The sequence below is a fragment of the uncultured Tenacibaculum sp. genome, from assembly GCF_947494125.1.
In the GTDB taxonomy this organism is placed as follows: Bacteria; Bacteroidota; Bacteroidia; order Flavobacteriales; family Flavobacteriaceae; genus Polaribacter.
This window is the reverse complement of the sequence record NZ_CANLTU010000005.1, coordinates 131,721-157,219: the sequence shown is the minus strand read 5'-3', so window position 1 is coordinate 157,219 and position 25,499 is coordinate 131,721. Positions and strand designations below refer to the sequence as shown.

The following is a 25,499-nucleotide window of genomic DNA, read 5'->3' as shown; positions in this document are numbered from 1 at the left end:
TTATAATCTAAATTAAAGGAACTTAAACATTGTAGATATGTTAGAAAATAACGAAGAAAAATTACAACAACCAATTATTGAAGAGAGCGCAGAGGTGATAAAAGAAACCGAAAGTGCTGTAAATGAAGTAGAAAATGAGGTTGCAAATGAAGCTGAGAAAGCTGATGAAAAGCATGAAATACCAATGCTTGATTATGCTTCTATGAAGCAAGAAGAGTTGGTTGAAGAGTTAAGTAAGTTAATAAAGACTTATCAAGTTCAGCAATTAAAGGCAAATGTAGATGCATTAAAAAATGCATTTAATGCTAAGTTTGGAGCTTTATTAGCTGAGAAAAAAGAAGCATTTTTAGCTGAAGGAGGTAATTCTATCGATTTTCAATTTTCTAGCCCAGTAAAATCAGAATACAATAAATTATTAGGAGAATACAAATCTAAGAGAGATGCTTATTATTCTCAGTTAGAAAAGCAATTAAAAGAAAATTTAGAAAAAAGAAATGTTTTAATTGATGAGTTAAAAGCATTAATTGTAAATGCTGACCCTAAGACAATGTATAATGAATTCCAAGAAATTCAAAAGAGATGGAAAGCAATAGGGGCGGTATCAAAAACGAAATATAATGATACATGGAAAACATATCATCACCATGTAGAGCGTTTTTATGATTTATTACACTTAAATAAAGATTTTAGAGAGTTAGACTTTAAACATAATTTAGAAGAAAAATTAAAGTTAATAACACGAGCAGAATCTTTAAATGAAATAACTGATGTAAATGTAGCTTTTAAAGAGTTACAAGAGTTGCACCGTTTATGGAAAGAGGAAATAGGTCCTGTAGGAAAAGAACATAGAGAAGATGTTTGGGGTAAATTTAGTGAAGCAACAAAGAAGATACACGATAAGCGTCATCAATACTTTAAAGAATTAAAATCTAAGTATCAAGTAATGATTGATGCGAAATTAGAAGTGATTGCTGAAATTAATGCATTTGACACTTCAAATAATAAATCGCATAATGATTGGCAAAAAAGTATTGTTGAAATAGAAAAACTACGTAAAAAATACTTTGATATAGGTAAGTTACCTTACAGTAAAAGTGAGGCAGTATGGCAAGAATTTAAAACAGCAACAAAAAAATTTAATAGTTCTAAAAATGTTTTCTATAAAGGGGAGAAGAGCGCTCAGAATGACAACTTAAAAAAGAAAATGGAACTTGTTGAGTTGGCAGAAAGCATTAAAGACAGCGAAGATTGGAATGAGGCTACAAATACAATGAAACGTATACAATCTGATTGGAAGAAAATAGGACATGTTCCAAGAAAATTTTCTGATGATATATGGAAACGTTTTAAAAATGCTTGTAATTATTATTTCGATAGACTTCATGCTCAGAAAAATGAACAAAATAAAGAGCAGTTAGCTGTTGTAGAAGCTAAGAAAGAGTTCATAGAGGGAATTAAAACATCAGAGAACTTAACGTTAGAGAATGTTCAAGAAAATATTGTTAAATGGAGGGAGTTAGGTTCTTTGCCTAGAAATGCACGTCATTTAGATGAGAAATTTAACAAGGCAATTGATGCTCATTTAGGAAACTTAAATATGAGTAGAAGTGATATTGAAATGATGAAGTTTAAAAATACTGTAGAGACTTATTTGGCCCAAGAAGATTTTAGAAAGTTAGATAGTGAACAATATTTTATTCGTAAAAAAATAGATGAATCTGTTCGTGATATGCAGCAATTAGAAAATAATTTAAGTTTTATTTCGAATGCTACGGAAGATAATCCATTAGTGCAAAACGTACGTAAAGGAATACAAAAGTTTAAAGACCAGTTAGATGTTTGGCAAACAAAATTAGATTACTTAAAAAGGTTAGATTACTAATTTTAGTAAATAATAAATAAAAAAGCTCGAATCGTATGGTTCGAGTTTTTTTGTAAAATTTTTTTTAAACTATGGTCGAATTATTGATTGGACAGAAGAGTATGTGATTTAATACTCATCATGAATTGTAAAGCTTTTTACAAGTAAAGCACCACCAATAATTTTTTTCATTGTCCTTTAATTTTGATTTTGTTTTTACAAATTGAACAATTTTTCTCATGAAATTCATCTTCATAAGCTTGGTAGTTACATTTGTGACAACTCCAGATTGTTCGTTCTGATATTTGATTCTCAATGTACCATGTAAAAGAGTCTTCATTGCATTTTGGGCAAACTTGAGTAGCCATAAATATCTTTTTTAATAAAATTTAAAATTAAGAAGAGTTAACAGCAAAAAAAAACTCTCGTTTTCGAGAGTTTTTTTTAATATATATTGAAAGAAAAATTAAATAAATAAGTTGTCAATTTTTTCTTTTTCTTCTTGAGCTAAAGCAGCATCAACTAAAATACGCCCACTGTGCTCATCAATTGTAATTTTCTTACGGTTAGCAATTTCTAACTGTACTTGTGGTGGAATTGTAAAGAAAGAACCTCCAGCGGCACCACGCTCAATTGCAACAACAGCTAATCCATTTCTTACTTTAGTACGAATTCTATTGTAAGCTGTTAATAAATGAGCATCGATAGATTGAGAGTATTCTTCAGATTTCTTTCTTAATAATTGCTCTTCCTTTTCAGTTTCTTTTAAAATAGCATCAAGTTCCCCTTTCTTATGAGATAAGTGATTGTCTTGTTGCTTTAATTTATCTTTTGTTCCAGAAATAACTTCATTTTTCTGAGTTATTTTTACTTTGTATTCTTTAATTCTTTTTTCAGATAACTGAATTTCTAATTCTTGAAATTCAACCTCTTTAGTTAAAGAATCAAACTCACGATTGTTACGAACATTTTTTTGTTGTTCTTCGTACTTAGCAATTAATGTTTTAGATTCGTCAATAGACAATTTTTTGTTGCTAATTTCAGTATCTAAATTTTTAACATCTTCAGCTAAATTCGAAAGTCTAGTATTTAATCCGGCAACTTCATCTTCTAAATCTTCAACTTCTAAAGGTAATTCACCACGAACGTTTCTGATTTCGTCAATTCTAGAATCAATTAACTGTAAATCGTATAAGGCTCTTAACTTTTCTTCTACCGTTACTTCTTTTTTTGCCATCTGTTATATATAGTGTATTGGATTTGTACTCTTTTCGCTTAAAATAATTGCAAAAGTACTAAATTTTTTGCTAAGATAATCAATCAAAAGGTTTTTTGTAAACTGCTCACTTTCATAATGTCCAACATCTGCAAGTAATATTTTATTTTCAGCTTTAAAAAACTCATGATATTTAAAATCTGCACTAATATAAGCATCTGCTTTTGCTTTTATAGCATTTTTTATGGCAAAGCTTCCAGATCCACCTAAAACAGCTACTTTTTTAATAGTTTTATTTAGTAATGATGAATGTCTAACACAATCTGTTTTAAAAATATTCTTTACAAAAAGTAAAAAATCTTTTTCATTCATTTCAGAAGGTAAATTACCAATCATTCCCATACCAATGTTTTGGTTCGTATTGTTTAGTGTAATTACTTCATAAGCAACTTCCTCATAAGGATGGTGTTTAAAAAGAGCATTAAGGATTTGTTGTTCTAAAAAACTATTAAAAGTAACAGATATGCAAATTTCTTCTTCAAAAATTTCTTCACCTTTTTTGCCTACTGTAGGGCTTGAGTTTTCATTTCCTCTATAACTACCTGTACCTTGAACATTAAAAGAGCATTTGTCATAATTACCGATGTTTCCTGCATCAGCTTTAAATAGTTGTTCTCTTACATTATCGGCACTGCTAAGAGGAACATAAGTAGTTAGTTTTTTTATTAAACCTTTTTTAGGAATTAACGTTTTGCAGTTTTGTAAACCTAAAACTTCGCACATTTTAGCTGAAACACCATTGTTTACATTGTCTAAGGCCGTATGTGTAGCATAGATAGCTATATTATTTTGAATAGCTTTTAAAACTACTCGCTCTACATAATTATTCCCATTAATTTTTTTCAATCCGCTAAAAACAATTGGGTGAAAACTAACAATTAAATTACAATTTTTAGCAATTGCTTCATTAACTGTTTCTTCTAAAGTGTCTAAAGTAACTAATACGCCAGTCACTTCAGTAGCATAATTACCGATTAATAAACCTACATTGTCAAAATCTTCGGCATAAGAAAGAGGAGCCAATTCTTCAATATAGTTTGTAATGTCTTTTATTTGCATAATATAAAATATCTTGAATCAAAGTTAAGATTTTTATTACTTTTGATACAATGAAGTTACTTCGATTTTTATTATTTCCGTTTGCAATTTTGTATGATATAATTACCTCAATACGTAATTGGTTTTTTGATGTAGGAATATTAAAGTCTACATCTTTTAAAGTTCCTGTAATAGCAGTTGGTAATTTGAGTGTTGGAGGTACAGGAAAGTCTCCACAAATAGAATATTTAATTAGATTATTAAAAAATGATTTTAGAGTAGCTACTTTAAGTAGGGGGTACAAAAGAAAAACTAAAGGTTTTCAAGTAGTAAATTCTAAACATATTGCAACAGATGTTGGAGATGAACCACTTCAGTTTTTTAAAAAATTTGGAGAAGAGATTACGGTGTCTGTAGACGCTGATAGAACTAATGGAATTCAACAGTTGTTAAAAGAGAGTAAATCACCACAAATAGTTTTGTTAGATGACGCTTATCAGCATAGAAAAGTAAAAGCAAGTACATATGTGTTATTAACAAAATATAATGACTTGTTTGTTGACGATTTTATATTACCTACAGGGAATTTAAGGGAGAGTAAAAGAGGAGCAAGTAGAGCAGGTGCTATTATTGTTACTAAATGCCCTAAAAGCATATCAGAAATAGAGCAGCAAAAAATTAAGAAAAAAATTAAATTAAGAAAGAATCAGCAATTATTTTTTACACGTATTTCTTATGATGAAAATTTAAAGGGAGGAGTGTCAAAATTTGCCATTTCTGATTTAAAAAGTATAGAGGTTTTGTTGGTAACAGGAATAGCGAATCCTACTTCGTTATTAAGCTACCTTTCAGAAGAAAAAATAAATTATAAGCATTTAAAATATCCCGATCATTATGATTTTACTGAAAACGATATTTTAAAAATAGAAAATGAATTTGAAAAGCTAAATTCTACTAAAAAAATAATCTTAACAACAGAGAAAGATTATATGCGATTAGAAAAAAAGCTTAAAAATGTACATTTTATTACAATAAAAAGTCAATTTATAACTGAAGAAGAAAAATTTAATGAATTTATTATCAAAGAAATAAAAAAAATGATTTAATAAGAATCAATATATAGATAAATAAAAAACGAAGCTTTTAAAGCTTCGTTTTTTATTTAATTTAAAGTTTGTTTTTAACTTCGGCGCTAATTTGTTTAATATCTTGTTCGTCTTTTCGGGGGCAAATTAAAATAACATCATCTTTTTCTACTACTATAAAATCATTCAAGCCTTGAATAACTACTTTTTTTCCGTTTTGAGTTCTAATCATATTTCCATTAGCGTCTCTAAAAATGGTTTTAGCACCAACAATTGCGTTTTGTTGCGAATCTTTTCCTAATTTATTATAAAGAGATCCCCAAGTGCCTAAATCATTCCATCCGAAATCGACAGGCAAAACATGTACATTTTTTGCTCTTTCCATAATTCCAAAATCAATAGAGATGTTTTCACATTTTTCATAATTGTTTTTAATGAAATCGTCTTCAAAATCGGTATTGTATACATTGTTTCCATCGTCTAAAATCGAAACCATTTTAGGAAGATGTTCTTTAAAAGCTTTTATAATACTTTTAGCAGACCAAACAAAAATCCCTGCATTCCACAAATAATCACCACTAGCTAAAAACTGTTGTGCAGTTTCTAAGTCTGGTTTTTCAGTGAAATTTTTTACTTTCTTTATATTGTTTGAGTTCTCTTCAAATTGAATATAACCATATCCAGTGTTAGGTGAATCGGGTTGAATACCTAAAGTCATTAGAATATCATTATTAGCTGAAGCTTCAAATGAGGTTTCTATGTTGTTTAAAAATTCAGTTTCGTTTTCAATCCAATGATCAGAAGGAGCAACTAACATAATTGCATTTGGATTCTGATTATAAATTTTTAAGGCAGCATATAAAATACAAGGAGCTGTATTACGCATTGCTGGCTCTAATAGCAATTGTTTTTTAGTGGTTTTTGGTAGTTGATCTAATACCAAGTCTTCATAACGTTCATTGGTTGCAATTAATATATTTTCTGAAGGAATTAGCTGGTTAATTCTATTGTAAGTTCGTTGAATTAAAGATTCTCCAGTACCTAACATATCGTGAAACTGTTTAGGGTACTCTTGGGTACTTACAGGCCAAAATCGTGAACCTATACCGCCAGCCATAACTATAGCGTAATAATTGTTATTCATGTTTAAAGCTATTTTTTTATAATTAGTACTTCTGCATTCTGATTAAAAAGATATACTCGTTTATTTGTTAAATTTAAACATTCATAACGAGTTCTACGCTTATTTCCTCTTTTATATAATGTGTTCTTAAATTGAAAAATACTTTCAAAAGGAATTTCAAAAATAAAACTTTTTCCATTTTCAGCTTCACCGCCACGTAAAGCTAACGATAATTGTGGGTCACTATCTGTACTTGCTTTAGGGTTTTTAAAGTAATTAGCTAAATAAGGAAGAATTTGTTTTGGATAAATTTCTGGTTGCAAAAAAGGAAGCATTAAGTGTTGAAAAATCATTTTCCATTCTTTTCCATGAGGTTGAACTCTTCCAAATTTTTTATGAACAACATGATGAGCAATCTCATGAACTAAAGTTAGTAAAAACTGATATTTGTTTAAGTTGTTATTAACAGTAATTTGGGTTTGACCGTTAGGAAAAGTTCTAAAATCTCCATGTTTCGTTTGTCGTTGATTTACAATTTTAAGATTGATTTTATGCTCGTTAATTAAATAAATAACTAACGGAACTGCTTTCTCTGGAGTATATTTTATAAGAGTATTATGCAAAGATTGATATAAGTTGTTTATGGGGTAGAACTAGATACTTGTAATACTTTTCCGTTATAAAATTTATTACCTGTTAAAGAAAAATCAAAAATATAATTCGCCATTTCTTTTGCTGATAATGGAGCTATATAACCAGGGAAAGCTTCTTCTAACATTTCGGTTTGTACAGCACCTAATGCTAATACATTAAAAGCAATTTGCTGCTCTTTATATTCTTCTGCTAATAATTCTGATAGTGTTATTACTGCTCCTTTTGCCGAACTATATGCTGCTAATCCTGGGAACTTCATGCTTCCTTGAATTCCACCCATAGAGCTAACAGTAATTACATGACTTCCTTTTTGCATAAACGGAAGTACATTTTTTGTTAATTCTGCTACAGCAAAAACATTTACTTTATATACTTCTTCAAAATCAGTTGTAGTTAACTCGTTAAAAGGCTTGTTAATTAATTTTCCAGCATTGTTAATTAAGATATCTACTTTTTTCCAATCAGTTTTTATAAAATCAATAGCTTTTTTTATGCCTTGACTATTCGATAAATCAACAGAAATAGTGGTTATGTTTTGATGTTTTATAGTGTCTAATGGAGTAGTGTTTCTTGACAAGGCTAATACTTTATGTCCTTTATTAGCAAATTGTTGTGCTAGTTCAAAACCAATCCCTCTACTAGTTCCAGTAATTATAATATGTTTCATATAGCAAATAGAAAAATTAAAAGGCAAGCTACATAAAAAAACGTTACATTTATTGTCGAATCTTAATATTTTATCATGAAAAAAATCAGTTTATTCTTTCTTCTAATTTGTGTCACATTATTTATGAAAGCTCAAAACACATATGTTTTATGTGGAAAAATTATTGATACAAAAAAAGGAACTGTTAAAGAAAAACAAACGTTAGTTGTAAATGGAAATAAAATAACAAATGTTTTTGACGGATATATTATGCCACGCGATAAAACTTCTAAAACAATTGATTTAAGAGATAAAGTAGTACTTCCTGGGTTAATAGATATGCATGTACATATTGAAAGTGAACATAGCCCAAAAACAAGATTAAATAAGTATATAAAAAATGAAGCAGATATTGCCTTTAATTCGGTTGGCTTTGCAAAAACCACATTATTAAATGGATTTACTACGGTTCGTGATTTGGGAGGAACAGGAGTAAATATAGCCATAAGAAAAGCAATAAATGCAGGTAAGATACCAGGGCCACGTGTGTTTACAGCAGGGAAATCGTTAGCAACTACAGGAGGTCATGCGGATCCTACAAATGGAAGTAGTAGAATACTAATAGGGAATCCAGGACCAAAAGAAGGAGTTGTAAATAGTGTTGAGGATGCCAAAAAAGCAGTACGTCAGCGTTATAAAAATGGAGCAGATTGTATTAAGATCACTGCTACAGGAGGAGTGCTTAGTGTAGCTAAAAGTGGTGATAACCCCCAGTTTACAATAGAAGAGATAAAAGCTATATGCGATATGGCAAAAGATTATGGAATGCATGTAGCAGCGCATGCACATGGAGATGAAGGTATGCAACGTGCTATTATAGGAGGTGTTAAAACTATAGAACATGGAACTTATATGAGTGATAAAACTATGGAGTTAATGAAAAAACACAATGCTTATCTAGTTCCTACCATAACAGCAGGAAAAGAAGTAGAAGAGAAGGCTAAAGTGAAAGGTTTTTATCCAGAAATAGTTGTGCCAAAAGCATTAGCAGTTGGTCCACAAATTCAAGGAACTTTTGCTAAAGCATATAAAAAAGGTGTTGGAATAGCTTTTGGTACAGATGCAGGTGTTTTTAAACATGGTAATAATGGTAAAGAATTCGGTTATATGGTTGAAGCAGGTATGCCAGCTATAGAAACTATTCAGGCTGCAACGATTACAAATGCTAAAATTTTAAAAATGGAAAATGAAATAGGGCAGCTTAAAAAAGGTTTTTTTGCCGATATTATTGCTGTAAATGAAGATCCAACTAAAAATATTAATACAATGGAAAATGTAGTTTTCGTTATGAAAAATGGAAAAGTGTATAAGCAAAAATAGTTTTGTAAAAAGGTAACAAAACAAGTATGTAAACGACTAATAATTAGAAGTAATTAAAAAAGGCGTGTATATGTTTACTAAAATTAACTTACAAGGTAATTTAATAGTTTTTGGAATTCCTTTATTGATGATTTTATCACTGATAGCAGTGGTAAAATCATCTTTTTTTATACCAAGAATTTCCCCCTTTATAATCGCTGATTTTTTAATAACTATACCTTTAGTGTATTTTTTCTTGATTAGAAAAAAAGAAATATCAAATAAAACCACAATTACTGTAGCGTTTTTAGGATTGGCAATAGCAAGTTTTATCCTTCCAAAGGAAAATCAAGAAATGTTAGTTCAAATAAGAATGATATTGCTGCCTTTGGTAGAGTTCTTTTTAATAGGTTATATTATTGTAAATGGAAGAAAAATCATTAAAAAGGTTAAAGAATCTAATGATGATTCTCTAGATTTTTTTGATGCTATGCAGCAAGCTTGTAATGAATTTTTACCTTATGGTCTTGGAAATGTTTTTGCAGCAGAGATTTCTGTAGTTTATTATGGGTTATTAAACTGGAAAAGAAGAAAGCTTCAAAAAAATGAATATAGCTACCATAAAGATGGTATGGCAACAAGTGTAATACTAGGGTTTTTATTAGTGGTTGTGGTAGAAATGTTTGTAACACATGCCATGCTAAAAAATGGCAATGTAACAGCCTCTTTTATTTTAGCAATTTTAAGTGTTTATACTGCATTACAAGTGATAGCAGTTTTACGTTCTTTGGCTAAAAGACCAGTTTATATAGATGTTGAGAAAAAACAATTAGTGCTAAAGTTTGGAATTTTAGCAAATGCAGTAATTCCTTTTGATCAAATAAAAGAAGTGGATTTAACAACTAAAGAGCTACCAGAAAAAACTTCAATAAAATACTTTTCACCAATAGGAAGTGCTGGTGGACATAATTTAATTATACACTTTCAGAAAGAAATTAAATTTAGTAGTTTTTATGGTATTTCAAAAAAAGCAAATTCATTAGCTGTTTTTATAGATCAAAAAAATGAATTTAAACAAAATTTAATACAACACATTTAAAAAGTAATATGTTGGTATGCTCCAATATCTGGATTTGTAGTTCTATTAATACCTAAGATATCTTCAGAGATAGAAGAAGCTTTTGCTTTGTTTATAGCATCACTTTCTTTGCCAATAATAAAATCATTTTTAGAAGTATCTCTAAAATGAGGTTTTCCATTTAAAATATTGTTTTGATAATGAGAAACATCATTCAGGTTTAATTCAGTATTATTAGTAAATGAGTTATTAAAATCATTAAATTGAATCATTGAATTCTCAACGTTGTAATTAAAAGCACTTCCAGCTGCTTTGTCTAAAATAAATTCAACATTGTTATTTCCATCAATAATACAATTTGTGAAATTTGCGGCTAGTAAATCTCTAGTTAAGATAGTTTCGTTGTTGTTGCTATCAGAAATAGTAACATGGTTGTTTACTAACACGGTTGGTAATTGACGTAAACTATTACCCCAATAATTAGCAAATGTTGAATGGGAAAAGTTATAAGTGCCTCCAAAAGTACATGCTAATGATGATTGTCCTGTTGAACCAATTACAAGGTTCTCTCCAAGAATGTTGGTGTTTCTACCTAAAATACCATAATTAGAGTTGTTGTAAATCTCAGAGTTTTTAATAGATAGTGTAGGAGAGGTTGTTGAACCAATACTATCAACAAGAATACCTACAACTCCGTTTTTTATTAAAGTATGATTAATTTCATTTTCTTTACTACCTGCTCGCATCCAAATTGTTCCCCATTGTCCAGAAATAGTATTAAAAGCATGTTCTAATCTATCGCCTTCAAAAATAACTTTTTTATTTAGTGTTCCGTTAATTTTTAAACTTCCCTTTTTGTCTACAATTAAACCAGAGTTTTTATGAAAATGAACTTTAGCTCCAGCATTAATAGTTAATGTTTTATCTGCAGGAACAGCAGCATATCCATAAACAACATAGGGTTTTTGGTCAGTAAAAGTCAATTCGGAATCTTTTAAAAAACGTCCTTGTATTTTAGAATCTTTTCCATCTATAGTTAAGGTTTCTATTCCCATGCTGTTTTTTGAAGGAAAAATAAAGTTAGCATCTTGTACTAGTGTAACCAAATCAACATCTTGTTGATTATTCCCATTGTCAAATAATATCTTGTCTGTATATAATGGATCAGTAATTGTACTAAAATCGACAGTAGTTTCAACAAAAACATAAATACTGTCATTGGCTAAAATATCAATATCATTGAAATTTTTACCAGGTATTCCATCAACATTTAAACGATAATTAGATGTTACTCCATTTTCTAATTTAATTTCAGGAATTGTAATTGCTTTGTTACCTCTATTGTATACTTTTAAGTTATAAGTTGCAGAACCTATATTGGTAAATACAGTATCTAAAAAAACAGTGTCTTTAGAAAATTGAAGTTTACCAAAGTTAGGAACAGTGCTAAAGTCTTTTCTACATGAACTAACTACAATTAAAATAATGATAGATAAAATTTGAAGGGAATATCTCATATATAAAATGTCATCAGGAGTTTAATCAAAAACGAAAGATAAAGATTTTTATTTTTTAATTAATTCAATTTCAAATAATTTACCCCAATGTTTTCCAGTAACATATAAACGGTTGTTTTCTTTGTCGTAAGCAATGCCATTTAAAACTTCATCGCTAGGTTCTAAAGTTTGGTCTTTAGCAACAATATCTCTTAATCCATTTAAATTAGCTACACCTTCAACAACTCCAGTTTCTGGGTTAATAATAACAATAGAATTTTGTTGCCATTTATTAGCATAAATTTTATTATTAATTAATTCAATTTCATTTAAATTATCAACAGGGTATTTATTTGTGTAAACTTGAATACTTCTTTTTTCATTTTGATTATCAGTATTTAAAAACCAAATTTTATTAGTTCCATCAGATTTTATTAATTCGTTATTGTTATGAGTTAACCCCCATCCTTCATTGCTATTGTTGTAATCAAATTCACCAACTTGCTTAAAAGTTTCTAAATCATATACAAAACCTTTACGAGCTTGCCACGTTAACCAATAAATTTTATTGTTATAAATGGTCATTCCTTCCCCGAAGTATTTTTTATTTAAATCTATTTTTTGTAAAACTTCACCAGTTTTTAAATCTACTTTTCTTAAAGATGATTCACCTCTACGTCCAGTAGTTTCATATAGAAAACCATCTTTATATTCAAGTCCTTGAGTATACGCGCTTTTATCATGAGGAAAAGTGTTAATAATTTTATAAGTGTAAATAGCAGGTGCGTTTTTAGCTAAAATTTCAATAGAACTATTAACTTTTTTAGATTTATTAGGGTAAAAAGCTAATGCAGTAACTGTATGTTTTCCAACTCCAAAATCAGTAGTGTTTATAGCGATGCTAGTTTCTTTTTTGTTAACACGCTTCTTGTCAACAAATAAATGAACAGAATCAATTTTAGCTCCTTTAATTTGTTCAAACTTAATTGCAGCCTTTTTTCCTAATGTGGTTTTTTTAGAGGTATTTAACTTAAATTTGTATCCAGCATCACTGCAAGAAGTTATTGTTACTATTGATAAAGCTAAAGCTAAGTATGTATAAACACGCATATTTTATAGTTTGATTTCTAATTTATTCGTTTTCACTACAAATTAAAACAATTTATTTGTTTGAAAATTAAAAAATATGGTTAAATTTGCAGCCTCAAACAGCTAAAAATATTTTTTAGTGTAAAACCTTACCATTTTTACAGTGTTTGATAAATAATTAAAACAATATTTAAAAGTCATTTAAGATGCAAAAAGGAATACATCCAGAAAATTATAGAATGGTAGCTTTTAAAGATATGTCTAACGGAGATGTATTTTTAACTCGTTCAACAGCTAACACTAAAGAAACTTTAGACGTAGAAGGTGTTGAATATCCATTAATAAAATTAGAAATTTCAAGAACTTCTCACCCTTTCTATACAGGTAAGTCTAAGTTAGTAGATACTGCTGGACGTATTGACAAGTTCAAAAATAAATACTCGAAATTTAAAAAATAATTTTAAGTATCTAAGATATTTAAAAGCTCTGACTGATGTCGGAGCTTTTTTTATGTCAAAAAACTTGTATTTTAGCCTGTAAAATTCATAAAAATGAGAGATACCATTTTAACGATAATTATTGTTGTTAATGTTTTGTGTGGAGTATTAGTTTATTTTATTCCAGATATGGGAAATTATATTTTATTAACCATAGCCTCAGCAGTAACATTATTAGCTATTTATGATGCTTTTATTCAGAAAAAGCATTCGTTAATGCGTGCATTTCCTGTTGTAGCTCGTTTACGTTGGGTATTTGAAGAAGAACGAGAAAAAATTCAACAATATTTTATAGAGGACGATTTAAATGGGACTCCAATTAATAGAGAAAAGAGAAGTATTGTATATCAACGGGCCAAAAAAGAAATAGAAACAGTACCATTTGGTACGCAACATAATGTATATGAAAAAGGATACGAGTTTGTAAAGCATTCATTATTTCCTAAAGATCATCATCATATTAAAGGAAATAGAGTGTTAATAGGTTCTAATAAGTGTACTCAAAAATATGATGCCTCTATTATTAATATATCTGCAATGTCGTTTGGTTCTTTGAGTAAAAACGCAATTATGGCATTAAATCAAGGAGCAAAAATGGGGAAATTTGCTCATAATACAGGTGAAGGAGGAATTTCACCATACCATTTGCAAGGAGGTGATTTAATTTTCCAAGTAGGTACAGGGTATTTTGGAGCTGGAAAAAGTGTGGAAGGAAAACGTGTTTTTGATGATGATATCTTTAAAAAAAATGCTGTCCGACCAGAAGTTAAAATGATAGAAATTAAATTTTCTCAAGGAGCTAAACCTGGTCATGGAGGAATTTTACCTGCAAAAAAGAATACAGAAGAGATTGCGAAGATTCGTTCAGTAGAACCATATACTCGTGTAGACTCACCACCTGGTCATGATGCCTTTTCTAATTTTGAAGAGATGATTTCATTTATTCAAAAAGTACGAGAATTATCAGAAGGTAAGCCAATAGGAATTAAATTTTGCGTAGGAGATAATGAGGAGATAGAAGAAATGATAAAAACATTTGCTGAGGCAAATAATTATCCTGACTTTATTTCTGTTGATGGAGGAGAAGGAGGTACGGGATCTGCACCATTAGAGTTTTCTAATTATGTAGGGACACCTTTGTTAGAAGGACTAGCTTTTGTAGATAAGACATTAAAAAAATACAAACTAAGAAGTGAAATTAAAATTATAGCTAGTGGTAAGGCAATTGATGCTTTTGATATTGTAAAATATAAAGGTTTAGGTGCAGATGTTATTGGTATGGCTCGTAGTTTTATGTTAAGTTTAGGTTGTATTCAAGCTCGCGAATGTAACTTAGATACTTGTCCAGTTGGAGTCGCAACTCAGGATGATGATTTAGTAAAAGCATTGGTTGTTGGCGATAAGAATGTTCGAGTTAATAATTATCATTCAAAAACAATTGATGCAGTGAAAGAAGTTGTTGCAGCAATGGGTAAAGAATCGATCTCAGAAATAGAAGCAAAACATATTTTTAGAAGAAATAAAGCAGGAGATATTTCATCGTTAGATAAAATATATTTTTCTTAAGAAGTAATTAAAATTAGGTATTTATTGGAATCAATAGTAGAGATTAATTCAAAAGAATATGAATTAGCACGTTACCCACAAACATTTGATAAGTCTTTAAGGGCTTGGAGTAATGCAGAGCTTTTAGTCTTAGATTATATTGCTGAAAAAGATTATAAAGGTATTCATTTATTTAACGATCGATTTGGTGTTTGGAATTGTGCACTTAGTAATAAGAATGTTAACACAGTATGGACATACGCAAGTCAGCAAAAAGCAATAGAACAAAACCTAAAACTAAATAAGCTTTCTATTAAAGTAAATTATAAAACTCCTTTTGATTCTTTGAAAGAGTTAGATTTAGTAATTATAAAAATTCCAAAATCATTAGAATTATTCGAATTGTTTTTACAGCAAATTCATAAGTCTGCAAAAGAAGATGTAGAAGTAGTTTGTGGGTTTATGACTAAATATTTTTCAGCTTCTTTTTTAAAAATAGTAGAAAAATATTTTGAAAATATAGAACAATCAAAGGCATGGAAAAAAGCTAGGTTACTAATATTAAAAAAACCTAAAAAGGATATTGAATACAAAGAGTTAGTGAACGAAATTTTTTGGAAAGAAAATGTATTAAAACAGTATTATGGTGTCTTTTCATCAAAAAGTATTGATATTGGAACGCAATTTTTTTTAGAGAATTTAAAAGTGCAGTCAAATGAATTAAAAGTAATTGATGTTGCTTCTGGTAATGGAGTTATAGCTTATGAAGTAGTTCAGCAAAATCCAGCATCTGAAGTAACTTTAGTAGACGATTTTAATCTAGCAATTGAATCTTCTAGGTTGAATTTAAAAGATAGAAAAGCAGCATTTGTTTGTTCTGATAATTTAAATGATTTAGAAAATGAAGCATTTGATTTAGTCGTATCAAACCCACCTTTTCATTTTGAACATGAAAATAATATAGAAGTAGCTTTAAGTCTTTTTAGAGATGTATATAGTTGTTTGAGAGATAATGGAAGATTTTTATTAGTCGCTAATTCTCATTTGAATTATAAAACACATTTAAGTAAAATTTTTAAAGGAGTGTCTATTCTTAAGCAAAATAAAAAGTTTGAAATAATAGAATGTATAAAAAAACGCTAAGAAATTTTCCTTAGCGTTTTTTATACATTTAAAGACTTATTCTAACTCAATGAAAAATCATAAGAAAATTCATCTTCTATCATAGGTTCTTTACAATTTTTTAAATCATAGATAAACTCATCAATTTGTGTTTTAGTAACATTAGGCATACAAATTACATGAGCTATGTCACCTTCGGTAGCTAATTGCCATTTATCCTTAATGCTTTTTGATGTTTTAGGTAATACTACAGTAATAGCATTCGGATTTCTCCATGCGTTAATGCCTATGTTTTTTAGTTCATTTTCACAATATTCAGCGACTTCTAAACTACGTTGATAGCGTTCTTCTAAACCTTTAACTCCTAGTTTTTTTAAAGCATACCAAAGAAAAAGAGGAGAGTGACCATTACGAGAACCGGTAATTGTAGTATCTGAAGAGCCAATATATGAAATGCCTTTTGCAATACGATCTCTATTAGAACGTTTTGCCATTAGTACACCAGTTGGTATTGGAGAGCCAATAAATTTATGTCCACTAATAGAAATACTATCAGCACCATCTATAAAATCAAAAGGTAAACGAGGTTGCATAAATGGACCAAATGAACCAGCTAATGCAGCATCACAATGAATATAATTATCTTGAATAGCTAGATTGCTTAGTATGTTTTTTATTTTAGAAACATCATCTTTAGCTTCTTTCATAGTAGTGCCAAAAGTAGCTAATACAATTACAGGTTTATGACGATTCATACGAACTGTATTCTCAAAATCTTCATAATCTATTTCTCCGTTTTCTTGTGATTTAATAACAATACTTGGAATATTTAATAAATGTATGTTTTTACGAACACTGTAATGAGTAGATTCTGAATAATAAACAATAGCTTTTGGAAATAACTCACGAGCAAGGTATAAACCATATAAGTTACTTTCAGAACCACCATTGGTAACATACCCCCAAAAATCTTTAGGATTAGCTCTAAACAATTTTGCAAAAAAAGCAATTACTTCACGTTCCATCTCGTGTGTTTGTACACGATAAGTTCCCTGTTCAAATGGATCACCAAGATTATTAATAGGATAGTTTAAAAACTTATTTAACTCAGAATAATCAAAGTCTTTAGAGACAGGATACCCTAAAAAAGTATCACGAGCAGTAGTTAATTCATTATGTAAATTATCTAATTTTTGTTGACTTTCTATAGGTAATATATTTTTGTTTGCCATAACCTGAAAAATTTAGCGGGCAAAAGTAATATGAGTAATAATATAAGTCACGTTTATTTTTAAATAATAGATTATTTTTCATTGTATTTTTGTTATTGCAGATATATAATCTATTTAGTGGTTTTTGTTTGAAAAAGAATAATTTTTTTTTCACTTAGAAAGTAATAATAAGGATAGTTTATTGAGAAGTGTGGAAACAAAAGGGTGAGATTAACCAATAACTTAGTCATTAGTATCTATCTTTGAGGTATAAAATATAATGAAGAATAGATGTTAGATTATGTAATAATTGGAGGAGCACAGGCAGGATTATCTATGGCTTACCATTTGAAAATAATGGGTAAAAAGTTTATAGTTGTAGATGGAGAGAAAGAGATTGGAGCTTCTTGGTTAAATAGATGGGATTCTTTGAGGTTATTTACACCTACGGAATATAATCATTTACCGGGGTTAAAATTTGATGCTCCAAAAGGGCATTATCCAACAAAGTATGAGGTTAGTAATTATTTTAAAACTTATGTTGAGAAATTTAATATTCCAGTACAATTAAATACCTTGGTTACCTCTGTACGAAAAACAGAAAAATGTTTTCATGTAGCTTATAAAGGAGATGAGATTGAGGCTAAAAATGTAATTGTAGCAACTGGACCATTTCATATTCCGTATACGCCACCTTGCCACACTAAAATGTCGGAAAGTGTTTTACAAATGCACAGTAATTATTATAAAGGAGTTCATCAGTTACAAGAGGGAGATGCCTTGGTTGTTGGAGGAGGAGATTCAGGATATCAAATTTTAAATGAAGTTTCTAAGGATTCTTCAAGAACTGTTTATTTTTCTGGAGATACTAAGGTAAAAACATTACCGCAGCAATTTTTAGGGAAAACACTATGGTGGTGGTTTACTAAAATAGGTTTTTTAAGTTATAATAAATATAGTTGGATTGGAAGAAGAATAAGTTCTTCACTACAACCAGTTATAGGAACAGATGTTAAAGAAATTCTTTCAAGAAATAATGTGAAGCCAGAAGGAAGAACAAAAGATGCTTTAAATAATGATATCTTTTTTGAAAACAATAAAGTATCTACCATTAAAAATATTATTTGGGCAACAGGATATCGTCCAAATTTTAAATGGATTGAAGGACTAGAATTAGATGGAAACAGTTATCCGAAAAACTACAGGGGAGTAAGTAATATAGATGGATTATATTTTATAGGTTTGCCATGGATGTTTACTAGAGGATCTGCAACTTTAGGTGGAGTCTCAAAAGATGCTAGTTATTTAGCAGGTGTGATAGAAAATAAAGATCAAGAGTTAAAATAATTTTTTGTAAAATGAAACATACTACTAATACTATTTTAATGGTTCGTCCAGCTAATTTTAGAATGAACGAACAAACAGCTGTTAATAATTATTATCAGCAAGAATTAAAAAATATGTTACCTGCTACTATTAATGCAAAAGCACAAGAAGAGTTTGATGCTTTTGTAGAAAAATTAAAAGCAAAGGGAATAAAGGTAGTAGTTGTTGAAGATACCAAAGTGCCAGATACACCAGATGCATTGTTCCCAAATAATTGGATTTCTTTTCATGAAAATGGAGATGTTGCTATTTATCCTATGTTTGCTGAAAATCGTCGTTTAGAAAAGCGAGAAGACGTTTTAGAGATATTAGAAAAAAACGGATTTGAAATTAAAAATGTAATTGATTACTCTGAAGCAGAAACGGAAGAAATATTTCTTGAAGGTACTGGAAGTATGATTTTAGATCGTGCAAATAGGAAAGCTTATTGCGCTTTGTCACCAAGGGCAGATGAGGAATTATTTATAGAGTTTTGTGAAGATTTTGAATTTTCTCCTGTAATTTTTACAGCGAATCAAACTGTTGATGGTAATAGAGAAGCAATTTACCATACAAATGTTATGATGTGTATTGCAGAAACCTTCGCCGTTATTTGTTTAGATGCAATTGACGATAAGAAAGAAAAGAAAAGTGTTTTAAAACATTTAAAGTCAGATGGAAAAGAAATTATTTCAATAACGGAAAAACAAGTAACACAGTTTGCCGGAAATATGTTGCAAGTTAAAGGTGAAAATGATAAATTATTTTTAATAATGAGTAGTTCGGCATTTAATTCGTTAACTAAAGAACAGGTACATAAAATAGAAAAGCATAATACAATAATTCATTCTTCTTTAAATATTATTGAAACATGTGGTGGTGGCAGTGCTCGTTGTATGATGGCTGAGATTTTTCAATAAATTAGTATTGATTTTATACTAAAGGGATCAAAAATAAGTTTATTAGGTAAATAACCTAATATAAATCAATAATGAAAAAATTTTCCCTTTTTTTAGTTGTTGCTGTACTTGCAACATCTTGTGTTTCTAAGAAGAAATATGTAGAATTAGAACAGAAGTATAAAGATACCAGAGGAGCTCTTCAAAAAACGGCTTTTGAGAAAGAGCAATTAGAATCAAAATTTTCAAAAATAGAAAAGAGAGTAGATAATTATAATAAAAAATTAAATTCTTTAAATAATTTAAACTCAGATTTACGAAAAGAAAACGATATAAAATTAGATATGGTTCAGGGTACTGTTATATCTAATTCGATGAAAGAAAAAATGCGTAAAACATTAGCTAATGTTGATCCAGCAGAATTAGCAAATGCTAAAACGCTAAAAGATTCTATGAACATTGCAGTGTCATATAAGTTAAAAAAATCAATCAATAAAAATGTATTAGAAAACTCTGAAGATGTAAATGTAAATATTGATAAAACTGTTGTAATGATTTCTATTTCAGATAAAATGTTATTTAGATCTGGAAGTTATAGAATCAGTAGTAAAGCATATAAAGTACTTAAAAAATTATCAGAAATTATAAAATCTGAGCCAAGTATGGATGTTATGGTTGAAGGACATACAGATTCACAACAAATTCATAATAAAGTATTACAGGATAATTGGGATTTAAGTGTAAAAAGAGCAACATCTATCGTTCGTATTTTAGAAAAGAAATATGGGGTGGAGTCAAGTAGATTAATTGCTTCAGGTAGAGGTTCATCATTACCATTAGTGAAAAATAATACAAGAAAAAATAGAGCAAAGAATAGAAGAACAAAAATTATTATTTTACCTAATTTAGACAAATTTTTCGGTTTGTTAGCTCAAGAAGAAACTATACAGCCATAAAAACACTTAGAATAAACATACCAAAACTCGGAATTAAATTTAATTCCGAGTTTTTTATTGGACAAACAATTTTACTTTCTTTTAAAAATTATTTTATAACGAGAGACAACTTAAGCAATAGTTACATCAACTTTATAATTTTTATAATACTGCATTAATATAAATGAACAAATTACAGAAGATGCAATGCCTTCAATAGCCAGGGCAAAAACAACCAAACCTAAACTTAGGTTTTGCCCCCAAAAAGAAGAATCTTCTAGTATAGTCATTAAGTTAGGGTTAATAAAATCTACATAAACAATTAAACCTATAATTGTTAAAGCTACGGCAACAACAGAGGTAGCTATTCCTATAGAAAAATTATTAAAATATAAAGATTCTTGATTTTTATGGATATTTGTTTTTATGGCTCTATTTATACCCCAAAGAACAAAGGCGAAATTTAAAAAACGTAGTTCAGAAACATTTTCTAAGCCTAAAATTTTCATTAAGAAAAAGAACACTACAATGCCTGCAAAAATTAACAAAGCATTGTTAATTATTATTTTGGTACTTGTCATAATAGTATGTTTAAATTTATAAGAATATCTAAAGATACATAATAACTTATTGAAAATCAATTATTAATATGTTTGTTGGAGTTCTCTGTAATTAAATGCTAATTTTAGTTATAAAGTAATTTATACTAATCTATAGCCTTTATTTTTGGAAGCGTAATTAAGCCTTATTTTTATTATATTAGCTTTCAGGTTTTTATTCAAAATCGTTTCCCTTTTTATTCAAAAATAAAACACTTATTTATAGGTAGTTCTATAGGTTTGTTATTTTGTAACTTTATGAAAAGTAAAAGGTATGCTTAATTTTTTTGATGAAATTGTAGACAGAATTCCGTTTAAAATACATGGATTTTTATTATTTGGGTTAACAATCATTATGGTGTTGTGTAATCATTATTTCCACAATATAATGTTTCAAGAAGGAATAGAAGCACTGTATAGTAATATACAGTTTGATACAACAATTCCTTTATTTAATGAATATAAAAATAGTATTCAAAATTGGAGTTATTACCTGTTTTTTTGTGTAGACTTTATTTGGGCACCGATATTACTTTTAATGATGTATCGAATTTTAAGAAAACCTACAAAAGATAATGTTTTAAGGCTTATTACAGTTCTGTTTGTTCTATCATATGTAAGTGATTTTATAGAGAATGTTTTATATTTATTTTATGAAGTAGAAAGTGTAACATTGGTTAAAAAAGCTAAAGAATTTTTATATACATTAAGTTTTATTACATTTTTGTTTAGTGTTATTATCGATTATAAAGATTCAGTTTGGAAGTTTATTAAGAATGCAAGAATTAGTTTAATCTTTATTTTAATTGTTAGTGTGCTTATTGGTTTTGTAGATCAGGGAGGTGACATTATGATTAGGCTCTTTGAAAGTCGATTCAATTTAATTATTACTTTGTTGTTGGTGTACTTTGTTTCTATTCCTACCGCACATTACCCTATCTATTTTAAAGGTTCTAAGTATTCAAACACTAATCTGTATGAGTATATAATGAGCAAAAAATTTACCATTCAATCTTATGTTGGTATTATTTATTTTGTTAAAAGGGAAAATTCGGAGAGTAAAGTTGAAGATAGGAAAGCTAAGAATGAAGAGTTTAATATTCAGGTGTACAGAAGAAGTTTAGGAGTGTTGTTTTATATTGCTTTTGTGTATATGATACTAACTGCAGTTGATGAAGCTTATTCTTTAAGATTGGCAAATTCCGTAACAGGTTTGATAGCTACTTTTTTATTTTGGTTTGTTTGGTATTTATCAAAGCTAAAGTTAGGAACTGATATTTACTTTAACAATAACTCTAATGAGTTTTCAGAAACTAAAAATGTAAAAAGATTTACTCGAATAATAGCAGCTTTTCCTTATCTGTTATTGCTAGATGCTTTAGTATTAATAACTATCTTTTTTGTTGCTCCAGTATGGAATAAAGAACTAGTTTTTCTTACTATAATTTTTACAATATTATTAGCTTTAACGTACGTGCTATTAGCAGTAGGGAGGTCTTATTTAAAGTATATTTTTACTAATAAATGGACTACTTTTTTGTTAGAAAAGCCTGAAGGATATTTTGAAGAGAAAAGAGAAAAGTACTATGAATTGTATAAAGGAAATCAACTTAACTTTTTATCACTTTTTAGTAATAACTCTTGGTACCTTTTTTTTATAGCAATTTTTGGGGTTTTATGCGTTTTTGGGGTGTTGATGTTGAATTTTAATTGGAAGCTAATTCATAATTTCAATCCGATTCCTATTTTTTTAATGTTGTATTTGTTTTTATATGGTGTTGTAATTATATATATAAAACATTTCAAATACTATACGCAAATGTATAGAAGGATTCTTGAAAAAAGGCGTAAAGAAAATAAGTCAATTTCGGATATAGATTTTGATAATGAAGGAGATGAATTTAAATGGAGATTATGGGTGTATCATATTCCATTTTTTTTATTACTGTTGGTTTTAATAGGAGGATACACGTCATATAAAGGAAATGATTTACATGAATTACAAACTATTAATCAAGATTATAATAAAGGAATTGAAATAGGTGAGTATGTAAGAAAAATAGAAGATAAACAACAACATTATTTTGTGTCATCATATGGAGGAGGATTGAAATCTAATTTGTGGACAATGCTTTTGCTGAATAAGTTAGATAGTGTAAATGGAGAATTTATGAATAATACACGATGTCTTTCTGGAGTTTCAGGAGGTTCGGTAGGAATTGCAAATTATACCTACATAAAAGCTTTTGAGCATCTTAATAAAGATAAAACAGAAGCCATTGATAGACTAGCTAATTTAAATGCACTTTCATCAGATATTTTGTATTTAGCAAGTGGTGATTTGATAAGAGAGTTTATTCCAAGAAAGTTTGAGGGAAAGGACCGTTCTTACTATGGAATGCGTCAACATATTTTAGCTCTTAATAACTTTAAAGGTGATGCTATAGATTCTTTAACTTTTTATGATTTATATGAAAAGGTTTTTAAAAAAGAAGGATATTACCCGCCTTTATTAATTAATACAATTAGTACAAGTAATAAATATGGAAACGCACTCTCATTGAAGATTAAAGGAGAGATTGAATTAGAAGATTCACTAAGCTTAAAAGTGAATAGTAAAACTTATGAAAAAATATTTCCAGGAGCTATAAATATTTTAAATTCGGAGAAGCAACGTGAGCTTCCTTTTTATACAGTTGTTTCAACCAGTAATAGATTTCCGTTTGTAAGTCCAGCAGCAAAAATTAAAAAGAAAGGTTACTTTTTAGATGGAGGAGCTTTTGAAAATTCAGGGCTTTTAAGTGCTTATAGCTTTAAAGAATATCTAGAAAGTGTAAATATAATTCAGAATATAGATACTGTGAAGTTTGTAAATTTTGTAAACGCTAAATCAAATTATATCCGATATTTTGCAAATGAAAATAATATTAAAATAGATGAATTAAAACCATCACCAGAACTAATTGCTGTATTAAATGTTGGAGTTGCTATAGAACATACGCCTAATTATATTAGAGATTTATTGAACAATAAAGAAGAGTTAGTCAATATATATTTACCTCATTATTTTACTTTTAAAGATTTAGAAAATGTATTAGGAGGAAAGTTTAAAATAAATAAAAAGAATATTGAAAGTATTGTGAAACTGATTAATGAAAGCAATAATAAAATAAAAGAAGCTTTAGGTAAGCAAGGTTATGAGATAGAAGAAAAAGGGATTGTACAACCAGCTACAGGTAGGTTATTAAGTAGCTCTTCTATTTTATACCAAAAAGCAATGGTAAATCACCATCCAGAAGTAATAGAAAATATAGAGAAGATTTTTAAAAGATTAAACAAGAAGAAAAAGTGAGATTTGTAGAGTGAAAAAAATGATTTTTATACACTTATTTTCTCTTGTATATTGTTTTTCTAAACCCAATGGTAGCTAACAGACCAATAATAGGAATAATAGAAAAATAGCTAAACAAATGTTGATATTCAATTATTGTAGGATTTTCTCCAAGCATATAACCTATAAAAAGAGACATGAAAATATCAGGAGTAAAACCAACTACAGAAATAATTCCCACTAAAGTTCCTGTGAATTGAATAGGAATTTTAGTTTCTTCAATAATAGCAAAGTATAAGCCCCTCAAAGCATAGGTGCCTAAAGCCATAAAAATGAAAAATGAAAAAGATAAAAATAATGGTTGCTCTTGAAATATTCCTAAGCCTAAAAAAGCAGAAACTATTATTAAAATAGTAAAACATGGAAGTATTAATTTGGAGGGAACAAATTTATCAGCAATCCATCCAATAGAAATTGCAGCTAATGGTCTTAAGTATTGAATAAATACAGCAAAATAAGTAGCTTCTTCTAAGGAATACCCCCAAACATCTCTTGCATAAGTTCCGTAGACACCAGTTAATTTATAGGCGCAATAGGCACAAAAAATAATAAGTGAATGGTAAATGACTTTAGATTTAGTCATTAAAAATAAAGCTTCTTTAAAATTGAACTGAAACTCTTTAGGATCTTTAGATTTTTGTTCGTCTTTAGGTAATGTTTTCCATATAAAAAGAGCGACTAGAAAAACAATAAGTGTAATAGTTCCAATTATATATTGAAGTGAAATTACTTTTTTATCAAAAGTAATTAATCCGTTATCGGGAAAGAAAAAGCTTAAAATAGCAGCGCCAGATAAAGCAATAGTAGCAGCAAAAAAGCCCCTACCACCATCTAACAAACCAAAAGACAAACCTTGATTGTTTTTAGTTCCCCATTGTCTGGTAGCTTTAATTAAGGCAGCCCAAAAAAGAAAAATTGTAGAAACACCCCAAAAAGAATACAGTATTTTTAAAGTAAAAATAGAAGGAATCATTACCATTATAAAACCACCAGAAGCAGTTAAAATTAATGAAAATGATAATAGTTTTCTAGCTTCCCATTTATCAGCAATAAAGCCTCCAAAAAAATAAGAAATTACAGCAGTAATACCATATAGTGCTTGTGCTTCTCCAATTTGAGCATCAGAGATAAGAAAAGCTTCTCTAATAATGGGTTTAAAAACACGCATTAAAATAAAGGGTAATAAAAAAATAGCTTCCCCTGCAATAATCAGGGAAAGCATAGAAGTAA

Annotated in this window: 21 protein-coding genes; 11 read left to right on the top strand and 10 right to left on the bottom strand. The window is 28.8% G+C overall.

What is annotated here, in order from left to right; all coding sequences use genetic code 11:
- The first annotated feature begins 37 nt into the window (after positions 1-37).
- Positions 38-1,882: a DUF349 domain-containing protein gene (locus Q0881_RS10465; protein ID WP_299159864.1), complete on the top strand. Its 1,845-nt coding sequence runs from the start codon at positions 38-40 to the stop codon at positions 1,880-1,882.
- Between the two features lie 445 nt (positions 1,883-2,327).
- On the opposite strand, the gene Q0881_RS10460 is transcribed toward Q0881_RS10465, so the two are convergent.
- Both Q0881_RS10460 and Q0881_RS10455 read right to left on the bottom strand, forming a co-directional pair.
- The gene (locus tag Q0881_RS10460; RefSeq protein ID WP_299159862.1) at positions 2,328-3,098 is read right to left on the bottom strand and encodes a hypothetical protein; all 771 of its coding nucleotides are present in this window, start codon (positions 3,096-3,098) and stop codon (positions 2,328-2,330) included.
- Positions 3,099-3,101: 3 nt separating this feature from the next.
- On the bottom strand, positions 3,102-4,196 hold the full coding sequence (locus tag Q0881_RS10455; RefSeq protein WP_299159860.1) for a Nif3-like dinuclear metal center hexameric protein: 1,095 nt from the start codon (positions 4,194-4,196) through the stop codon (positions 3,102-3,104).
- A 50-nt stretch (positions 4,197-4,246) separates the two neighbouring features.
- Here Q0881_RS10455 and lpxK point away from each other — a divergent pair, with 50 nt between their 5' ends.
- Positions 4,247-5,281 (top strand): tetraacyldisaccharide 4'-kinase, encoded by a 1,035-nt coding sequence (lpxK, locus tag Q0881_RS10450; protein ID WP_299159858.1) that lies wholly within the window; start codon positions 4,247-4,249, stop codon positions 5,279-5,281.
- Positions 5,282-5,342: 61 nt separating this feature from the next.
- Here lpxK and Q0881_RS10445 read toward each other — a convergent pair whose 3' ends face one another.
- Genes Q0881_RS10445 through Q0881_RS10435 form a run of 3 tightly spaced genes read right to left on the bottom strand, consistent with a single transcriptional unit; the run spans position 5,343 to position 7,704 of the window.
- The gene (locus Q0881_RS10445; protein ID WP_299159856.1) at positions 5,343-6,404 is read right to left on the bottom strand and encodes a mannose-1-phosphate guanylyltransferase; all 1,062 of its coding nucleotides are present in this window, start codon (positions 6,402-6,404) and stop codon (positions 5,343-5,345) included.
- An 8-nt stretch (positions 6,405-6,412) separates the two neighbouring features.
- Positions 6,413-7,006, bottom strand: a complete 594-nt coding sequence (locus Q0881_RS10440; protein ID WP_299159854.1) for a SprT-like domain-containing protein — start codon at positions 7,004-7,006, stop codon at positions 6,413-6,415.
- A gap of 17 nt (positions 7,007-7,023) precedes the next feature.
- Positions 7,024-7,704 (bottom strand): SDR family oxidoreductase, encoded by a 681-nt coding sequence (locus Q0881_RS10435; RefSeq protein WP_299159852.1) that lies wholly within the window; start codon positions 7,702-7,704, stop codon positions 7,024-7,026.
- A 75-nt stretch (positions 7,705-7,779) separates the two neighbouring features.
- Between Q0881_RS10435 and Q0881_RS10430 the strand changes: the two genes are divergently transcribed.
- Both Q0881_RS10430 and Q0881_RS10425 read left to right on the top strand, forming a co-directional pair.
- On the top strand, positions 7,780-9,063 hold the full coding sequence (locus Q0881_RS10430; RefSeq protein WP_299159850.1) for an amidohydrolase family protein: 1,284 nt from the start codon (positions 7,780-7,782) through the stop codon (positions 9,061-9,063).
- 70 nt (positions 9,064-9,133) lie between these two features.
- Positions 9,134-10,141, top strand: coding sequence for a hypothetical protein (locus Q0881_RS10425; protein ID WP_299159847.1), 1,008 nt, complete (start codon positions 9,134-9,136; stop codon positions 10,139-10,141).
- Here Q0881_RS10425 and Q0881_RS10420 read toward each other — a convergent pair.
- A complete protein-coding gene (locus tag Q0881_RS10420) occupies positions 10,138-11,637 on the bottom strand; it encodes a hypothetical protein (RefSeq protein ID WP_299159845.1) in 1,500 nt (499 codons plus the stop codon). The two genes, Q0881_RS10425 and Q0881_RS10420, sit on opposite strands and share 4 nt — an antisense overlap.
- Positions 11,638-11,685: 48 nt before the next feature.
- Positions 11,686-12,726 (bottom strand): glutaminyl-peptide cyclotransferase, encoded by a 1,041-nt coding sequence (locus Q0881_RS10415; RefSeq protein WP_299159843.1) that lies wholly within the window; start codon positions 12,724-12,726, stop codon positions 11,686-11,688.
- Between the two features lie 185 nt (positions 12,727-12,911).
- On the opposite strand from Q0881_RS10415, the gene Q0881_RS10410 reads away from it, so the two are divergent.
- The 3 genes from Q0881_RS10410 (at position 12,912) to Q0881_RS10400 (ending at position 15,890) form a co-directional block, all read left to right on the top strand.
- The gene (locus Q0881_RS10410; RefSeq protein ID WP_299159841.1) at positions 12,912-13,163 is read left to right on the top strand and encodes a type B 50S ribosomal protein L31; all 252 of its coding nucleotides are present in this window, start codon (positions 12,912-12,914) and stop codon (positions 13,161-13,163) included.
- Between the two features lie 93 nt (positions 13,164-13,256).
- Positions 13,257-14,768 (top strand): FMN-binding glutamate synthase family protein, encoded by a 1,512-nt coding sequence (locus Q0881_RS10405; protein WP_299159839.1) that lies wholly within the window; start codon positions 13,257-13,259, stop codon positions 14,766-14,768.
- Positions 14,769-14,792: 24 nt separating this feature from the next.
- Positions 14,793-15,890, top strand: a complete 1,098-nt coding sequence (locus Q0881_RS10400) for a methyltransferase (RefSeq protein WP_299159837.1) — start codon at positions 14,793-14,795, stop codon at positions 15,888-15,890.
- A 41-nt stretch (positions 15,891-15,931) separates the two neighbouring features.
- On the opposite strand, the gene Q0881_RS10395 is transcribed toward Q0881_RS10400, so the two are convergent.
- Positions 15,932-17,101 (bottom strand): histidine decarboxylase, encoded by a 1,170-nt coding sequence (locus tag Q0881_RS10395; RefSeq protein WP_299159835.1) that lies wholly within the window; start codon positions 17,099-17,101, stop codon positions 15,932-15,934.
- 270 nt (positions 17,102-17,371) lie between these two features.
- On the opposite strand from Q0881_RS10395, the gene Q0881_RS10390 reads away from it, so the two are divergent.
- The 3 genes from Q0881_RS10390 to Q0881_RS10380 all read left to right on the top strand — a co-directional run bounded on the left by Q0881_RS10390 (position 17,372) and on the right by Q0881_RS10380 (position 20,300).
- The gene (locus Q0881_RS10390; protein ID WP_299159833.1) at positions 17,372-18,427 is read left to right on the top strand and encodes an NAD(P)/FAD-dependent oxidoreductase; all 1,056 of its coding nucleotides are present in this window, start codon (positions 17,372-17,374) and stop codon (positions 18,425-18,427) included.
- Positions 18,428-18,438: 11 nt separating this feature from the next.
- The gene (gene ctlX, locus Q0881_RS10385) at positions 18,439-19,365 is read left to right on the top strand and encodes a citrulline utilization hydrolase CtlX (protein WP_299159832.1); all 927 of its coding nucleotides are present in this window, start codon (positions 18,439-18,441) and stop codon (positions 19,363-19,365) included.
- Between the two features lie 71 nt (positions 19,366-19,436).
- Positions 19,437-20,300 carry an OmpA family protein gene (locus Q0881_RS10380; protein WP_299159830.1) on the top strand — a complete coding sequence of 288 codons (864 nt, stop codon included), beginning with the start codon at positions 19,437-19,439 and terminating at the stop codon, positions 20,298-20,300.
- Positions 20,301-20,410: 110 nt separating this feature from the next.
- Here the strand turns inward: Q0881_RS10380 and Q0881_RS10375 are convergent, their stop codons facing one another.
- Complete coding sequence (locus tag Q0881_RS10375) at positions 20,411-20,860, bottom strand: hypothetical protein (RefSeq protein ID WP_299159827.1); 450 nt, start codon at positions 20,858-20,860, stop codon at positions 20,411-20,413.
- A 292-nt stretch (positions 20,861-21,152) separates the two neighbouring features.
- Between Q0881_RS10375 and Q0881_RS10370 the strand changes: the two genes are divergently transcribed.
- On the top strand, positions 21,153-24,230 hold the full coding sequence (locus tag Q0881_RS10370; RefSeq protein WP_299159825.1) for a hypothetical protein: 3,078 nt from the start codon (positions 21,153-21,155) through the stop codon (positions 24,228-24,230).
- A 34-nt stretch (positions 24,231-24,264) separates the two neighbouring features.
- Here the strand turns inward: Q0881_RS10370 and Q0881_RS10365 are convergent, their stop codons facing one another.
- Complete coding sequence (locus tag Q0881_RS10365) at positions 24,265-25,491, bottom strand: MFS transporter (protein WP_299159822.1); 1,227 nt, start codon at positions 25,489-25,491, stop codon at positions 24,265-24,267.
- Positions 25,492-25,499: the final 8 nt, after the last annotated feature.